Genomic DNA, 15,210 nt, shown 5'->3' with positions numbered 1-15,210 from the left:
AAAGACCGCTCACTACAAGGGGACGCCACCAAGCGCAACCCGCCGGACGCGATTGAAAAAGGGGAGGGCGGCTTGGCCGCCCTCCCCAGGGGGTGTCGTTGTTCCGAGTGTCCTTGCTATCCGCCGAAGAACATGGCGGCCATGGAGGGACCGAAGTAAAGGCCCTCCTCCTCCAGGTTCTCCTCGATGCGCAGGAGCTGGTTGTACTTGGCGATGCGGTCGGAGCGGGACAGGGAGCCGGTCTTGATCTGCCCGGCGTTGAGCCCCACGGCGAGGTCGGAGATGAAGTGGTCCTCGGTCTCACCGGAGCGGTGGGAGATGACCGTGGAGTAGGAGGCCTCCTTGGCCATCTCGATGGTGTCCAGGGTCTCCGTGACTGTGCCGATCTGGTTGAGCTTGATGAGGATGGAGTTGCACACCCCGCGCTCGATGCCCTCGGCCAGGATCTCCGGGTTGGTCACGAAGAGGTCGTCTCCGACAAGCTGAATGGAGTCGCCCAGCTCATCGGTGAGGTGCGCGAAGCCTTCCCAGTCGCCCTCGGCCAGGCCGTCCTCAATGGAGATAAGGGGGAACTTCTTGCACAGCTCGGCGTAGTAGCCGGTCATCTCCTGGGCGGAGTAGGAGGCGTTCTCGCCGGAGAGGACGTATTTGCCGTCCTTGTAGAACTCGGAGGCCGCGGCGTCGATGGCCAGGGCAATCTGCGCACCGGGCTGGTAGCCGGCCTCCTCAATGGCCCACATGAGGTACTCGAAGGCCTTGGCGTTGGAGGGCAGGTCCGGGGCGAAGCCGCCCTCGTCGCCCACGCTGGTGGACAGCCCATCCTTGGCCAGGATCTTCTTCAGGGCGTGGAAGGTCTCGGCGCCCATGCGCAGGGCCTCGGAGAAGGTCTCCGCGCCCAGTGGCATGATCATGAATTCCTGGATGTCCAGGTTGTTGGCCGCGTGCTCGCCGCCGTTGATGACGTTCATCATGGGCGCGGGCAGCACCTTGGAGTTGACCCCGCCAAGGTACTGGTACAGCGGCAGGCCCAGGAAGGCGGCGGCGGCGCGGGCGTTGGCCATGGACACGCCCAGCATGGCGTTGGCGCCCAGGCGGGATTTGTTCTCGGTGCCGTCGAGGTCGATGAGGGTGTTGTCCAGGGCGGGCTGGCGCAGGGCGTCCAGGCCGATGACCTCCTCGGCGATGACGTCGATGACGTTGTTCACCGCCTGGGTGACGCCCTTGCCAAGGTAGCGGCCCTTGTCGCCGTCGCGCATTTCCAGGGCTTCGCGTGAGCCGGTGGACGCTCCCGAGGGCACGGCGGCCACACCCACGTGGCCGGACTCCAGAGTGACTTCGACCTCGACGGTGGGATTGCCGCGGGAATCCAGGATTTCCCGTCCCCAGACGGAAAGAATGCCGCTCATTGTCATGCTCCTTTGGCTGGTTGGAAAAGCGAATTGTCGGTGTATGCCAGCTCCAGGCCCTCCAGCAGCAGGTGCGGCCGCACCAGGTGGATGGCCCGGCAGACGCGGGCGATGTGCGGGGCCAGGCCGCCGGTGGCCACCACGGCCGAGCCTTCGGGCAGGCGGGGCAGCAGCCGCGCGGCCAAGCCCTCGGCCATGGCAGCGAAACCGAAGACCAGGCCGTGGGACAGCGAGGTGGCCGTGGACAGGCCGGGCTCGGCCTGGTCCGTTTCCACCCGCAGTTCGGCCTGCGGCAGCTTGGCCGTGCCGGAGGAAAGGGCCCGGGCCGAGGTCAGCACGCCGGGGCAAATGAGGCCGCCCAGGTACTCGCCCCCGGCCACCAGGTCGAACGTGGTGGCCGTGCCGAAGTCGATGACCAGACAGCCGGGCGTGTCCACCGTGCGGGAGGCGGCGTAGGCCGTCACCAGCCGGTCCGCGCCCACTTCCTCGGGCCGCTGGTAGCGGTTGGCCAGGGGGAGGGGAATCTCGCCGGGAACGAACAACGCCTCGCAGCCGCAGTAGCGCATGGCCGCTTCGCGCAACAGCCTGTCCAGCCGGGGAACCACGGAACAGGCCACCCAGGCGGGCATGTCCTCCGGGTCGAACCCGGCGTGGCTGATCGCCGAGATGATGGACAGGCCAAGGGAATCCGCCGTGGCCTCCGGAGTGGAAGGCAGTGAATAGTCGCGCAATTCCCCGTCCGGACCGCGCAGGCCCAGTTTGAGGGAAGTGTTTCCGGCGTCGAGCAGCAGCACGGGCAAAAGGGCTATTCGGACCGGCAGCGGCCCAGGCACTCGCCGAACCGCTCGTTGCACAGGGCGTCGAAATCCATGTCGCGGTATTCGGTCCGCACGGGCTCGCAGTCGAACCAGCCCGGGCGGGTCTGGCCATCCGGCAGGAAGATGCTGCCCATGTAGTCGCCCTCCGGGCCAAGGAAATCCGCCAGAGACGTCTTGGCGGGCTCCACTTCGGGCATGCGGTAGCATTTGACGCCGTAGCTCGGGCAGAAGCCGTCCGCGCGGACAGCCGGGGCGGCGGCGAGCAGCCCCAGCAGGGCGGCGGCGAGGAACAGTCGAGTCATGGTCGGCTCCGTGTCTGTCTTGCGTTGCACCTACGGGAGAGTACACCCGCCGAAGGATGAGGGCAAGGCGGCACGGGGAAAAGAGCGGGAATGCCGGGGCATGCGCAACGAGGGCTTGAAGGAGGGCTGTTTCGCCCGGTCCGGGCGATTGTCCTTGCGTTCGCCGCGCAGGCCGCGTTACAGCCTTGCAAAAAGGACGCACGGAGCCGACAGCCGTGTGCTCGGCCGATTCATCAGCCGGCATGCGGCGGGCCGCGCAATGGAGAATACGTGTCAAACCATCTCGAAAAGAAGAAATATACATGCGGGTGCGAGGTGCGCGGCGTTCAGGCGCCGGACACCTGCCCGCTGCACGGCTCCCCGCAACGCGTCGATGCGGACGAAGAGTCACGCCGGAAGAAAACGGAAGGAAACTACTCTTCTTCTTCGTCGTTGTAGAGTATCTTTTCCAGAATGGCGTTGGAGACCAGCATGCCGTTCTTGGTAAGGCGGACATAGTCCTTGGTGATGCGCACCAGTTCGTGCTGCCGTAGCACCGTTAACAAGGCGTTGTGCTCCCGCACGAAATTCCTGCCGGAAACCTTTTTATAACGCTTCAGGTCCAGTCCCCGCGAAGTGCGCAGGGAAAGCATCACCAGCTCCCGCACCCGCGTCTCGCGGTCCAGCCGCTCCGCCTCGCTGCCAAGCATTCCCTTCTCCGCCTGCTCCGCCCAGGCCGCCACATCGCGCGGGTGCTCCCAGCGCGCCCCCTTGATGGTGGACACGGCCGACGGGCCCATGCCCAGATAATCCTTCCCCTCCCAGTACCCGAGGTTGTGGCGGCAGACGAAACCCATCCTGGCGAAGTTCGAAATCTCGTAGTGCAGGTACCCCCGTTCCTCCAGGTACTCCGCCCCCTTGACGAAAATCCGCGCCTGCTCCCGGTCGCCGGGTGGTGAAAACCCCCCTTCAGCCTCCTTCTCCGCCAAGGGCGTGCCTTCCTCCACCGTCAGGCTGTAACAGGACAGGTGCCCCGGCCCCAACTCGTCGCAGACAAACCGCAGCTGCTTCAGCCAACCCGCCAGCCGCTGCCCCGGTACCCCCCAGATGAAATCCAGGTTCAGGTTCCGAAACCCCGCCATGCGCGCCATGTCCACCGCCGCGATGGCCTGCGACCGGGTATGCGGCCGGCCCAGCGCCTTGAGCTCCTCGTCGTTCAAGGACTGCACGCCCAGCGACAACCTGTTCACACCCAGATCGTGCAACTCCCCCAGCAAACCCGTGTCCACCGAATCCGGGTTGGCCTCGAACGACACCTCCGCCCTGCGGTCCAGATCGAAATTGTCCCGCACCGCCCGGAGCACTCGCTGCACAAGCCACGGCGGCATCATCGAAGGCGTCCCACCGCCCACATACAAACTGGTCAGCCTCGGCCGACCCAGCTTCTCCCCCCAATACCGCGCCTCCAACTCCACCGCCCGGCCAAACACCTCGAAAGCATCCATGTCCGGCACCACGGAATAAAACGCGCAGTACTCGCACTTGCGGCGGCAAAACGGCACATGCAAATACAACAGCATAGCCGCCTCCTGCCTGATGGACGGAGAAAGGGCAAATGGAAGGGAATATGAAAACGGGGTTGAGCGAGTCCCGGGCCTCGCTCAACCCCCTTCTTTTCAGGGGGAGGCAAGGGAATGGAAAGTGGCTGGCGGGGTTGTGCGTTCAGGGCAGTGGGAGAGGAAGGAAAAACCCTTTAAAAAGGTGGTCCTTCCGGGATTTCAGTGGGTGGCTCCGGTTTTGCAGGCCGGATAGAGGTCCAATCCACCACAGAAGAAGTAGATCGCCGTCTTGAAGTGCTCTTTGTTCCTGTAGCCGCAAGCTCGGCGTTTGATTGCCATGATCTTGCTGTTCAGTCCCTCGGCCACGGCGTTGGTAATCCGATGCCGGCAAAAGGTTACCACGTTGTCCATGTGAGCTCTCAAGGTCTGGGCCACCTTCTTCATCGGCGTGATCCGGGATCGCGTGGCCCAACCGCACCACCTCTCCAGGAACCTCTTTGCCCAACCAGGGCTCATGTAGCCCCATAGATCCTGCAGGCTTTCCTTCATGGCCCAGGCTTTGGCCGTCTTCAGGTTGGCCTGCTTGAGGTCATCGAACCGAGGTTTGTGCTTATCCGGAAGCCGGCTTTCGCCGTAAAGCCACAAGTATCTGGTGCCCTTGAGGGTTGACTCCCCTTCGGCCATCAGGGCCTTGTGTTCCTGACGCCGGACAGTGTCCACCGCTTTCCCCACGTGCTGCATGACGTGGAAACGGTCAAAGACGATTTTCCGGCTTGCCTCAGGGATCCACTTCATAGTGGCCGAAAAATACGGCTGCCACATGTCCATGCTCACGGCCCGCACTGCTTCCAGCTGCTCGCTACTCAGGCTTTGATAATACGCCTCGAGGCTCGCCGTTCGGCGATCTTCAGCAACATGCTCAACTGTGCCCCTCATCAGATCGCAGACGACGGTCATGTACTTGTGTCCCTTGCGGAAAGCCTTCTCGTCCACCCCGAGGTAGTGGATCTTGCGCTGTTCCTTGCGGCTCAAGCCTCTTTTGACGGCTCGTTCCATGATCCCCCAGGTCTCATCCCAGGAAATACGCAACAGCTTGCGAGCGCCTTCGATGGTCGAGCAGGCCGAAATTACGTCAATGGCCATGCGCTCCATGAGCAGGGTGAATCGAGAATGGGGAGCCGCCCAGGGAACTTGCGCTTGGCGTACGCCATGATCAGGACAGTTAACCCGTGGAATACGTGCATGGAGAAATGTCTTGAACTGGCAGGTATCAAGATGTCTCCATGTCCGTTCTTCGGCATGATCCCGGCAAGCCAACTCTCGCCCGCACTCTGGGCAAGCCCAAAGAGCGCCAGGCTCATGATCGATCCATACATCCACACGCCCAGCCTCAGTCTGGAGCTTCACGTCATCCACATGCCAGGGGTGGTCAATGCCAAGAATCTGAGCATAGAAATCGATGTCCCTCATGAGCAATGTCTCCTCTGGAACAGAGGACTACCTCAGGCTGCTACCCACGACAATTCCGGAAGGACCAAAAAGGTTGGAGTCTCCGTTGTTCAAACGTATGAAATTAAAAAGATGGACACCGATTATTTCATCGAAGATTAGCTTGATGAATCATTTTGTCCGAGTACTGCTAATCGAACACCCGCCGGAGTGCTCCCTCCCCGCGCCAACACCACGCACCATCTCGCGAATACACATGCAAGATTATCTTGCCGCAGGGTCCAGGGGCGCGTAGCCCCCTGGTCGCCCGAAGGGCGAAATCCTCCCTCCTTCTTTTCAGGTGCGCGGCCGCGCACCTGAAAAGAAGGAAGAGAGCTATTTCGCCAACAGCTTCTTCCGCCGCTCCAAATCAGAATACAGGCAGCCGCAGTAGTCCTGGCGGTACATGCCCAGGTCTTTGGAGCGGTGGATGCCTTGTTGCCAGCCTTCTCTGAAGTCGCGGTAGAGGAAGCGGGCTTTGGCCGCGGATTCGGGGCCGAGGTCGCGGCCGAGGGCGGCGATTTCGTCGTGTTTTTGGTGTTTGGAGTAGAGGAGGGTGGTGGTGAAGTGGTCGAACTGGCCGCGCTTGGCGATGAAGGAGGTCTTTTCCAGGCGGATGCGGGCGCAGTGGAAGCAGCGGTTGGTTTCGCGGAAGGTGATTTCGCGGAACCAGGCCTGGGGATCGTAGTCGGCGTCCTTGACGATGACCTTGTCCGCGCCCAGGTCCTCGGCGTGGTCGAGGAAGGCGTCGCGTCGGCGCACGTATTCTTCAACGGGGTGGATGTTGGGGTTGAAGTACAGCGCGGTGACCTGAAAGCCTTCCTCCCGCAGGGCGGGGATGGTGTAGGCGGCGCAGGGTCCGCAGCAGACGTGGACCAGGACGCGGGGCGCGGCCATGCGGCGGCCTCTACTGTCCGGCCGGCGCGGGGCCGGATGGCGCGGGGACGACGCGGATGCTGACGCCGAATTCCTCCTCGAATTCGAGGAGCTTGGCCCGCTTGGTGTTGAGCAGGTAGGCGGCCAGTTCGGCGTTGGTCTCGAAGGGCAGTTCGCCGTTGTGCTTGCCGCCGGAGAGCTTGGTGTAGATGGCCTTGAGCGCCTTGAGGGCCTGCCATTCCAGGTTGCGGCGCAGGCCACGGCCGGAGCAGCAGGGGCAGGCCTCGAAGTTGGAGGAGATGGCCGAGGAGCCCATGCGCTGGCGGACTATTTCCATGAGGCCGAAGCGGGAGATGCGTCCCACGTCGGTGCGGGCGCGGTCGCCCTTCATGGCCTGGCGCATGGTTTTTTCCACTTCGGCGACGTGCTTTTTGTCCTTCATCTCGATGAAGTCCACCACGAACTGCCCGCCCAGGTCGCGCAGGCGGAGCTGGCGGGCGATTTCCTCGGCCGCCTCGGTGTTGAGACGCAGGGCCATTTCCTTGAAGTTCTTCTTGCCGCCGATGCGTCCGGAGTTGATGTCGATGGCGGTGAGGGCTTCGGTCTGGTCGATGACCAGCTGGCCGCCGGAGGGGAGCGTGACGTTGCGGCCGTAGATCTCGTCCAGCTGCTTTTGCAGGTTGAAGCGTTCCCAGAGGGTGTTGTCCGTGTCCTCGTGGATTTTGACCATGGCCTTGCGGCGGGGAAAGACGAGGTTGACCATCTGGTTGATCTGCTTGCCGGTCTCCTTCTCGTCCACCCATATCTCGGCCACGTCGGGGGTGAGGTAGTCGCGCACGGCGCGGGCGGAGAGCTCCAGGTCCTGATAGACCAGGGAGGGCGCCTTGACCTCAGTGCCCTTTTTGCGGACCTCTTTCCAGAGGCGTTTGAGGTAGTTGACGTCCTTGGTCAGGGACTTCTGGGACTGGCCGGAGGAGACGGTGCGCACGATGAGGCCCAGGCCCTCGCCGGGGTCGAGCTTTTCCACCAGCTCCTTGAGGCGCTCGCGTTCCTGTTCGTCGTCGATCTTGCGGGAAACGCCGGTCTGGTCGCGGCCGGGGGTGAGGACGAAGTAGCGGCCCGGCAGGGAGAGGTAGGTGGTAACGAAGGCGCCCTTGGTGCCTGTGGGTTCCTTGACCACCTGCACCAGGAGTTCCTGGCCGGGCTTGAGCACGTTCTGGATGAGGGGAAAGCGCGAGCGGTTGGGTATCTGCGCCTTGCCCTGGTAGTATTCCGGATGGACCTCGTCGATTTGCAGGAAACCGTTTTTGTCCGCGCCGTAGTTGACGAACGCGGCTTGTAGCGAGGAGTCGACGTTATGGATGTAGCCTTTGTAGATGTTGCCTTTGGTTTTGGCCTGGTGGAGCATCTCGACGTAGTATTCCTGGATGCGTCCTTCCTCGGTGATGACGAGCTCCACCATCTCTCCGGGCAAGACGCTGAGAAACATCTTGCGCCGGGCTTTCTTACCCGTGGTCATAAAGAACCTCGAAAAAGTTGTTCCGGGCAAAGCGGCCCGGATGCGTCACTCGAAAAAGCCTGAGGGCGCGTAAAATTCGTCTCGGCAGTCAATCAGGCCGTCCTGGGCCATTTCGGCCAGCTCGCGGCGAACGCGCTCCTCGGGCAGTGCCAATGCGCCTGAAATTTGGTCAGGCGTCTGCGGTCGACGCCTGAGCGTAGACAGAAGTATTTCCCGAATCGGCTCATCCGTCAACTCGCGCCTGCCGGATTCCATCGACCGTGGGGTGGTTTCGGGGTGTTGGGCGGCCATACCGTGGCTTTCGGGCTGTGCCCCGGCGTCCAGGGCGGCCTGGAACCGCTCCAGCGCGTCGGCGTCCGCGGCCTTGGCGCGGGACGAGGTGCCCGGCCGGGAGAGGGTGGTCACGTCCACCCGGTGGGGCCGCAGCTTGGCCGTGAAATCGCGCAGAAGCTCCAGGTTGGCCTCGGAGTCGTTGATGCCCGAGGCCAGCAGGACTTCCAGGTAGACGCGTCCGGCGAACTCCTCCCGGAAGGCCAGCAGCGCTTCGGCCGTGGCGCGGGCGGTAACGCCCCCGGCCGGGCGGTTCAGGGCGGCGAACTCGGATTCCACCAGGGAGTCCAGGGAGGGCAGCACCAGGTCGGCCCCGGCCAACTCGGCCCGCACGGCCGGGTCGGCCAGGGGTGTTGAGTTGGTCAGCACGGCCACGGGCACGCCGGGCAGCACGCCTCGGCAGCCTTCGATGATCTGTTCCAGCTCCAGGTTGAGGCAGGGCTCGCCCATGCCGCCCAGGGTGACAACGTCCGGCGCGTCGTGTCGTCGGGCCCACTGGGCCAGCTCGTCGAGGAGTTTGGCGGCGGGAACGTAGGCGGCGCGGTGGCTGGTCAGCTCCCGGGTGGGGCCCACCTCGCAGTAGAGGCAGTCCATGGAGCAGATGGGCGCGCCCAAAAGGTCCAGGCCCAGGGAGCGGCCCAGGCGGGATGAGGTGACGGGTCCGAAAACGTGCTGCATGCGGTTTGCCTTGACGGGAGAAACGGGTCAACGTAGGCATTCCAGCCCACGGAGGACCCTGAAATGATCGAGACCGGCGAATTGGTACTTCTTGTCAGCCCCAAGGGCAAGCGTTACCTGCGCAGGCTGGACCCGTCCCAGCCGCTGCACACCAACGACGGCCGCCTGTCCATGGAGGACGTGGCCGGGGCCGGTTTCGGCGGCGTGGCCCGCACCCACATGGGCCGCCCCTACCGCATCCACCATCCCACGCTGTACGATCTGTGCAAGCACGTCAAACGGCAGACCCAGATCATCTACCCCAAGGAGATCGGCTACATCCTCATGCGCCTCTCCATCGGGCCGGGCAAGACTGTCATCGAGGCGGGCTCCGGCTCGGGCTCGCTGACCATGGCCCTGGCTTGGTCCGTGGGGCCCACGGGAAAGGTGTACACCTTCGAGCGGCGGGAGGAGTTCTCCAAGCTGGCCGCGCGCAACCTGGCCTGGGCCGGGCTGGACGACGGCCGCGCCGAGACGCGGGTGGCGGACATTTCCGAGGGTTTCGACTGCCCGCTCGCCGACGCCCTGTTCCTGGACGTTCGCACGCCGTGGGACTACCTGGAGCAGGCCGCGGCCGCGGTCAAGCCGGGCGCGCCCTTCGGGTTCCTGTTGCCCACCACCAACCAGGTCTCGCGTTTGCTGGAGGGGCTTGAACAGGGGCCTTTCGCCGACGTGGAGTGTCTGGAGATTCTGCTGCGCCGCTACAAGCCGGTGCCGGACCGCTTCCGTCCCGAGGACCGCATGGTGGCCCACACCGGGTTCCTGGTGTTCGCGCGCCACGCTCCGGCTGCGGAGGCCAAGGTGGAGGCGGCCGAGTCCGAGCCGGCGGCGGAAGCCGAAGCCAGTGCCGAGCCGGATGTGGAAGCGCCGGAGACGCCAGGAGCCGCTCACGAGGAAATCGGCGGCCAGCCGGACCGCTCCGAGTAGGGCGTGCGTTCGGGCTCCGGCTCGTCCAGCCGCCTGGGCGGCACGGGCGCGAAAACCGGGTAGGCGGAGTTGGCCAGGGACCACCAGCCCCGGCGCGGTCGGGGGGTGAACTCCACCCGGCGCACGAACTTGATGGACTTGTAGGCCAGGTCGAAAGGCGTCACCAGACGCAGCGGCGCGCCCCGGTCGCCGGGCAGGGGCTCGCCGCCCAGGTCCAGGGCGAAAAGGTAGTCCAGCCCGGGGGCGGTCAGGTCGGCCAGAGGGAAGCACTCCACGTAGTGGCTCTGCCCCTCGGGCGTGAAGCTGGTGGCCCCCAGGGAGTGCAGCACCACCCAGGCGGCGTCCGGCTTGGGACGGGCGCGCTTGATGAGTTCCGCCGGGGAGAAGCCCGCCCAGGGAATGTCCTCGAGGCTCCAGCCCTCCACGCAGTGGAAGTCCGAAACCTGCTCCGTGCGCGGCAGCCCGCGCAACTGGCCGTAGGACAACTCCAGAGGATTCTCCACCAGCCCGTCCACCACCAGCCGGTAGGGCTCCCGGCCCTTGTTCTCCCAGGACAGGTCGCCGGTTTCCGGGTCGAACCGGAATGTTCCCCGCTCCACCGTGCGGGTGGGGAAGGAGGGCGCCGTGGAGGCGGCCGCCCAGACGCCGCGCAACGGCCACAGCGTCCCGCAGGCCATGCCCGCGCAGAGGCAGGCCACGGCCTTGATCAGGCTGCGGCGGGTGGTATTCCTGTTCATGCCTGCTACAGTAGGCACTGGCCCGCGCGTTGGCAATCGCCGGGCGAGAATGTATGGAATGCCCCTGGAGGTATCATGAAGGAAGAACAGAAGGACGCGGTGCTGGAGGCCATGCACCAGCGCCGCAGCATCCGCGCCTACACGGACGAGGACGTCGCCCGCGAGGAAATCGAAACCGTGCTCGAAGCGGGCCGCTGGGCCCCCAGCGGGCTGAACAACCAGCCCTGGCGCTTTCTGGTGGTCAGGGCGGGCGACCGGCGGCAGGAGGCCCTGGCTGAACAGACCAAGTACGGCCACGTCGTGCGCCGGGCCAAGGTGCTCATCGGCGTCTACCTGGACCGCGAGGCCAAGTACGACGACCGCAAGGACAACCAGGGCGCCGGGGCTTGCATCCAGAACATGCTGCTGGCCGTGCACGCCCTGGGCCTGGGCGCGGTCTGGCTGGGTGAGATCATCAACCACGAGCCGGATGTGGTGGAGGCCGCCGGCCTGGACCCCGCCCGCTACGAGATGATGGCCCTCCTCGCCGTGGGGCGGCCCGACCAGAAGGGCTCCTCCGACCGCAAACCCCTCGACGACCTGCTGCTGGAGCCCCTGGCATGAGCCCGCGCGTAACCACCTTTCCCATCGGCCCCTTGGAGACCAACTGCTACCTGCTGGACAACGGGGGACGCGCCGTAGCCGTGGACCCGGGCGGCGAGCCCGGCCCGCTGACCAGCTTTCTCGACCGCGAAAAGCTGGCTCTGGACGCGGTGCTCATCACCCACCTGCACTTCGACCACATCTACGGCGCCAGCGCCCTGACCAGTCGCACAGGGACCAAGGCCTACGCCCCGCCGGGGGACGAGTACCTCATGCGCACCGAGCTGGGCCGGGGCGGCTTCATGGGGCTGCCGCAGGTGGACGAGTTCGACTACGAGCCCATCGAGGAAGGGGAGTACGAATTCGCGGGGCTTCCCTGCCACGTGCTGTCCACTCCCGGCCACACCACGGGCAGCGTCAGCTTCCACTTCCCGGACGCGGGCTGCGTCTTTGTGGGCGATCTGCTTTTCTACCGTTCCATCGGCCGGGTGGACTTCCCCGGCGGCGACCTGGAGACCCTCAAGGACTCGGTGCGGCGGAAGATATTCACCCTGCCGGACGAGACCACGGTGTACGCCGGGCACATGATCGAGACCACCGTGGGCGACGAGAAGAACCACAACCCCTACTTCCAGGAGTGACCATGGGCGAGGACGGCGGTCGCAAGCTCTATCTCGACCTGACCGGCAGGTGCTGAGGCGTGGGCGTGGAGGTAAGTTGGTACCTCCGTTTCCCCCGCCAGGACATCCTGGAGGCGCTGGTGGACACCCGCACCGTGGGGCAGATCCGGCACCACACCGGTGCGGTCGCGGGCTGGAATCTGGACGTGGAGGACCGGGGCGAGCACTCCCTGGTGCGCCTCCGCCGCGCGGAAAAGGAGGCCTGAGGTGTCCGATGCGCTGATACTGGCGGGCAGCCCCCGCGCCGGGGGCAACTCCGACGCCGCCGCGCGGGCCATGGCCGAAGGGGTGGAGAGCGCGGGCGGTTCGGCCCGGGTGGTCCACCTGCGCTCCCTGGACGTGATGCCCTGCCGGGGCTGCTACGGCTGCCGCCGCGATCTGGGCGGCCGCTGCGTGCTGCCGGACTCATCCGGGGTGGTGGATGTGTATGAGGACTTGATGCGCGCGCCCATGGTGGCCTTCGCCTCGCCCATCTTCTTCTACCACATGCCCGGTGTGGCCAAGACCTTCGTGGACCGCTCCCAGCCATGGTACCTGCGCTGGATGGAGGGGGACGGGGAACTGCGCTCCCTGCCCCGGCGCACCGCCCCGGTGGCCCTGGTGGCCGGGCGGCCCACCGGGGAGAAGCTCTTCGACGGGCTGATGCTGACGCTGAAGTACTGGCTGGTGACGTTCAACATCGTCCCGGCCGAGCCGCTGGCCCTGCGCGGCAAGGACCAGCCCGGCGACCTGGAGGCGGACGCCGGGGCCATGGACGCACTGCGCGAATACGGGCGCAAGGGGTGGCTGGGGCTGTTGTGAACGCCTTGGCCGGGGCCTTCTGGGACGCCCGGAACGCGGGGCGGCGGCTGCTGGCGGCCAGCGGCCTGCTGGAGGTGCGCTGCCCCGGATGCGGTTTGGTGATCCCCAGGCCGGAGCGCGGCCGCTTTTGCCCCGCCTGCTCCGCCGACCTCGCCAGGCGGGAGTCGGGCTACTGCCCCTCCTGCGGCGAGCCCTTCGAGGACGCGGCCTCTCCGCCGCATCCCTGCGGGGCCTGCCTGCGCCAGCCCCCGCCCTGGGACCGGCTGGTTTTCCACGGCGCGTACGAGGGCCTTCTGGCCGAGATGCTCAAGGCCTACAAGTTCGGCCGCGCTCTGGGACGGGGCGGCGAACTGGGCCGCATGCTGGCCGAAACCTGGCTGGCCCGGGCCGGGGAGGAACACCCTCCGGACGTGCTGGCGCCGGTGCCCCTGCACCCCAGGCGGCTGCTCTGGCGCGGCTACAACCAGAGCCTGGAGCTTGCCCGGCCGGTGGCCCGCCGCCTGGGCGCGCCGCTGGAGGCGGACCTGCTCGAACGGGTGCGCCACACCACCCCGCAGGTGGAACTGGCCCGGGCCAGGCGGCTGACCAACCTCAAGGGCGCTTTCCGGGCGGACGCGGAACGGACGCGAGGCAGGCGGGTTCTGCTGGTGGACGACGTGTCCACCACCTGCGCCACCCTTGTGGAGTGCGCCCGGACCCTGCGCCGCGCCGGGCCGAGAGGTGCGACGTGCTGGTGCTGGCCCGCGCGCGGGGCTAGTGGTCGAACTCGTTGAGGGTCTGCACGGCGCCCTGTTCCGAGGCGCCCAGCTCAAGCATCTCCCGCAGCGCCTTCCGGGCTTCGTCCTTATCCACCCCGGCGACGGCGTCGGTGATGACCAGCACCTGGTATCCCTGGTCCCGCAGGGCCCGCACCGCCGTGAGCACGCAGTGTTCGGTTGCCACGCCGGTCACATAGACCGTCTCCACCTTCAGCGATTCCAACTCTTTGAAGAACTGCGGCTCTTTGGCGATGTCGATGTGCTTTTTCTTGATCACCCTGTCCTCGTTGGTCACGGCCAGGCTCTCGACCACTTCGGCGCCCTCGGTGTCCCGCACGGCGTGAGCGGGCCAGTCCTGGAACTCGGGGTCGTCCGGGTCGTGGGCGTCGCACAGGAAAATGACATTCTCGCCCTCGCCGCGGAAGCGCTGGGCGATGTTGTCGATGACAGGAACGAGGATATCCGCCCCTGGCACGCGCAACGGGGCGTCCTCGCGGACGAAGTCGTTGAGCATGTCGATGATGACGAGCGCTTTGTCAGCCATGGTGTCCCTCCTGGCTAAAAGACCCGGCGCATTGCCGGATTGGGTTTGTAGTGGCGGCCCGTCTTGGCGAAGTGGCGGAGGCGGGCTTTGTGGGTGTCGGCGGCGCGCACCACGTCGGCCGTGGCGTGGCGGCCGGGGAATATTCCGCCTATCCCGAGGGCCTCGAAAAGCCGTCCGTTCCGGTTCTCCTCCTCCACAAAGGCCCGCACCTTGTCCACGTTGCCGAAGCCGGAGGAAAGCACGATGCCCACATCCTCAAAGCCCTCGGCGTCCAACGCGTCGCGCAGGGCGCGGGCGGAAACCGTACGCACGCCGCGTCCCGCTGTGTAGTGCGCCTCTGCCTCGCGGGAGGGGCGGCCGCCCTGGGCGATGATCTCCCCGGCGGTGTCCAGGCGCACGGCGAACAGGTTCTCTCCCAGAACGCGCGCCGTGGCCAGGGCGTCGTCGATTTCCTTGCCGAATGTGTCGATGAGGGCGATGCGCGGGCTCTCCGGCTCGATGTGGCGGTCGAAGGCGGCGGTGGCCTCGGCCGTGGCGCGGGAGGGGCCCATCTCGAAGCCGAAGGCCAGGACCAGGGCGTGCGGCACCGTGCCCACCCCCTTGCTTTGTCCGGCGGCCCGCGCGCCGAAGTCGGTGGAGGCGCTGTCCCAGCCCGCCTCCTGGATGAGGGCGCGGGCAACGGCGTCGTCCTCGGAGTAGTGCCAGTGGCGCGCGCCGAAGTAGACGAGGGTCTTGTCCGGGCAAAGGTCGCGGATGGCCTTGGCGTCGTCGAGCATGGCCCCGAAGTCGATGGCCCCGCCGCCGTTGGCCCAGGAGGTCTCCCGGGAAATGGCGCCGAGGTACATGGTTTCCAGTTCGATGATGTCCTGGAGATAGGCGTGGATGTGCATGAAGGTGTCGCCGGGCTGGTAGGGCGAGCCTTCGGGCAGGGCGTCCACGTGTCCGTGGTTGCCCTTGAGGTTGGAATACGCCTCGAGCATCTCCACGGCCTCGTCCAGGCCGTGGGCGCGGCCGGGGCCGTCGCGCATGAAGACCTGCATGGTCACGTACGGGTTGATGTCCTCTTTCTTGAGGACCTCGGAAGCGTGCAGGAAATAGACGTCGGTGTGCTGTCGATGGTCGCGCGGCAGGTTGAAGGTCCTGGTCGTCACGGCTTCTCCTGGCTTGGAAGTGGTTTTTTGGATACT

18 protein-coding genes are annotated in these 15,210 nt (G+C 65.8%); 7 read left to right on the top strand and 11 right to left on the bottom strand.

Going from position 1 to position 15,210, the window contains the following annotated elements; genetic code table 11:
- Window positions 1–116: 116 nt before the first annotated feature.
- The 5 genes from eno to N911_RS0106065 all read right to left on the bottom strand — a co-directional run bounded on the left by eno (window position 117) and on the right by N911_RS0106065 (window position 5,381).
- Window positions 117–1,406, bottom strand: a complete 1,290-nt coding sequence (eno, locus tag N911_RS0106085; protein WP_029895343.1) for a phosphopyruvate hydratase — start codon at window positions 1,404–1,406, stop codon at window positions 117–119.
- Window positions 1,407–1,408: 2 nt separating this feature from the next.
- A complete protein-coding gene (locus N911_RS0106080; RefSeq protein ID WP_237559904.1) occupies window positions 1,409–2,200 on the bottom strand; it encodes a type III pantothenate kinase in 792 nt (263 codons plus the stop codon).
- An 11-nt stretch (window positions 2,201–2,211) separates the two neighbouring features.
- Window positions 2,212–2,556, bottom strand: coding sequence for a hypothetical protein (locus tag N911_RS18760; RefSeq protein ID WP_237559903.1), 345 nt, complete (start codon window positions 2,554–2,556; stop codon window positions 2,212–2,214).
- Window positions 2,557–2,939: 383 nt separating this feature from the next.
- A complete protein-coding gene (hemW, locus tag N911_RS0106070; RefSeq protein ID WP_029895337.1) occupies window positions 2,940–4,085 on the bottom strand; it encodes a radical SAM family heme chaperone HemW in 1,146 nt (381 codons plus the stop codon).
- A gap of 198 nt (window positions 4,086–4,283) precedes the next feature.
- Complete coding sequence (locus N911_RS0106065; protein ID WP_237559964.1) at window positions 4,284–5,381, bottom strand: ISL3 family transposase; 1,098 nt, start codon at window positions 5,379–5,381, stop codon at window positions 4,284–4,286.
- On the opposite strand from N911_RS0106065, the gene N911_RS18755 reads away from it, so the two are divergent.
- A complete protein-coding gene (locus N911_RS18755) occupies window positions 5,307–5,675 on the top strand; it encodes a hypothetical protein (protein ID WP_237559974.1) in 369 nt (122 codons plus the stop codon). The genes N911_RS0106065 and N911_RS18755 overlap by 75 nt on opposite strands.
- 213 nt (window positions 5,676–5,888) lie before the next feature.
- Here N911_RS18755 and N911_RS0106060 read toward each other — a convergent pair whose 3' ends face one another.
- The 3 genes from N911_RS0106060 to N911_RS0106050 are packed head-to-tail and all read right to left on the bottom strand — an operon-like array spanning window position 5,889 to window position 8,955.
- Window positions 5,889–6,449: an epoxyqueuosine reductase QueH gene (locus N911_RS0106060; RefSeq protein ID WP_029895334.1), complete on the bottom strand. Its 561-nt coding sequence runs from the start codon at window positions 6,447–6,449 to the stop codon at window positions 5,889–5,891.
- 10 nt (window positions 6,450–6,459) lie between these two features.
- Window positions 6,460–7,947: an Rne/Rng family ribonuclease gene (locus N911_RS0106055; protein WP_029895331.1), complete on the bottom strand. Its 1,488-nt coding sequence runs from the start codon at window positions 7,945–7,947 to the stop codon at window positions 6,460–6,462.
- A gap of 45 nt (window positions 7,948–7,992) precedes the next feature.
- A complete protein-coding gene (locus tag N911_RS0106050; RefSeq protein ID WP_035104412.1) occupies window positions 7,993–8,955 on the bottom strand; it encodes a radical SAM protein in 963 nt (320 codons plus the stop codon).
- A gap of 63 nt (window positions 8,956–9,018) precedes the next feature.
- Here N911_RS0106050 and N911_RS0106045 point away from each other — a divergent pair, with 63 nt between their 5' ends.
- Entirely contained in the window at window positions 9,019–9,921 is a 903-nt protein-coding gene (locus N911_RS0106045) for a tRNA (adenine-N1)-methyltransferase (RefSeq protein ID WP_051693961.1), read from the top strand.
- Here the strand turns inward: N911_RS0106045 and N911_RS0106040 are convergent.
- Complete coding sequence (locus tag N911_RS0106040; RefSeq protein WP_051693960.1) at window positions 9,882–10,658, bottom strand: molybdopterin-dependent oxidoreductase; 777 nt, start codon at window positions 10,656–10,658, stop codon at window positions 9,882–9,884. The genes N911_RS0106045 and N911_RS0106040 overlap by 40 nt on opposite strands.
- Window positions 10,659–10,733: 75 nt before the next feature.
- On the opposite strand from N911_RS0106040, the gene N911_RS0106035 reads away from it, so the two are divergent.
- From N911_RS0106035 to N911_RS16655, 5 genes are all read left to right on the top strand, one after another.
- Complete coding sequence (locus N911_RS0106035; RefSeq protein ID WP_029895323.1) at window positions 10,734–11,261, top strand: nitroreductase family protein; 528 nt, start codon at window positions 10,734–10,736, stop codon at window positions 11,259–11,261.
- Window positions 11,258–11,881, top strand: coding sequence for an MBL fold metallo-hydrolase (locus N911_RS0106030; protein WP_029895321.1), 624 nt, complete (start codon window positions 11,258–11,260; stop codon window positions 11,879–11,881). The genes N911_RS0106035 and N911_RS0106030 overlap by 4 nt, the downstream gene beginning before the upstream one ends.
- A gap of 65 nt (window positions 11,882–11,946) precedes the next feature.
- The gene (locus N911_RS0106025; RefSeq protein WP_237559902.1) at window positions 11,947–12,126 is read left to right on the top strand and encodes a hypothetical protein; all 180 of its coding nucleotides are present in this window, start codon (window positions 11,947–11,949) and stop codon (window positions 12,124–12,126) included.
- 1 nt (window position 12,127) lies between these two features.
- Window positions 12,128–12,721 carry a flavodoxin family protein gene (locus N911_RS0106020; protein WP_029895318.1) on the top strand — a complete coding sequence of 198 codons (594 nt, stop codon included), beginning with the start codon at window positions 12,128–12,130 and terminating at the stop codon, window positions 12,719–12,721.
- Window positions 12,703–13,494 carry a ComF family protein gene (locus N911_RS16655; RefSeq protein WP_138774347.1) on the top strand — a complete coding sequence of 264 codons (792 nt, stop codon included), beginning with the start codon at window positions 12,703–12,705 and terminating at the stop codon, window positions 13,492–13,494. Before N911_RS0106020 ends, N911_RS16655 begins: the two co-directional genes overlap by 19 nt.
- On the opposite strand, the gene N911_RS0106010 is transcribed toward N911_RS16655, so the two are convergent.
- The gene (locus tag N911_RS0106010) at window positions 13,475–14,023 is read right to left on the bottom strand and encodes a cysteine hydrolase family protein (RefSeq protein ID WP_051693955.1); all 549 of its coding nucleotides are present in this window, start codon (window positions 14,021–14,023) and stop codon (window positions 13,475–13,477) included. The genes N911_RS16655 and N911_RS0106010 overlap by 20 nt on opposite strands.
- Before the next feature lie 14 nt (window positions 14,024–14,037).
- Entirely contained in the window at window positions 14,038–15,174 is a 1,137-nt protein-coding gene (locus tag N911_RS0106005; protein WP_029895313.1) for a beta/alpha barrel domain-containing protein, read from the bottom strand.
- Between the last annotated feature and the right edge of the window lie 36 nt (window positions 15,175–15,210).

It is taken from the genome of Desulfohalovibrio reitneri, from assembly GCF_000711295.1.
GTDB classification, from domain to species: domain Bacteria; phylum Desulfobacterota; class Desulfovibrionia; order Desulfovibrionales; family Desulfovibrionaceae; genus Desulfohalovibrio; species Desulfohalovibrio reitneri.
This window is presented reverse-complemented; position numbering and strand designations above follow the sequence as displayed.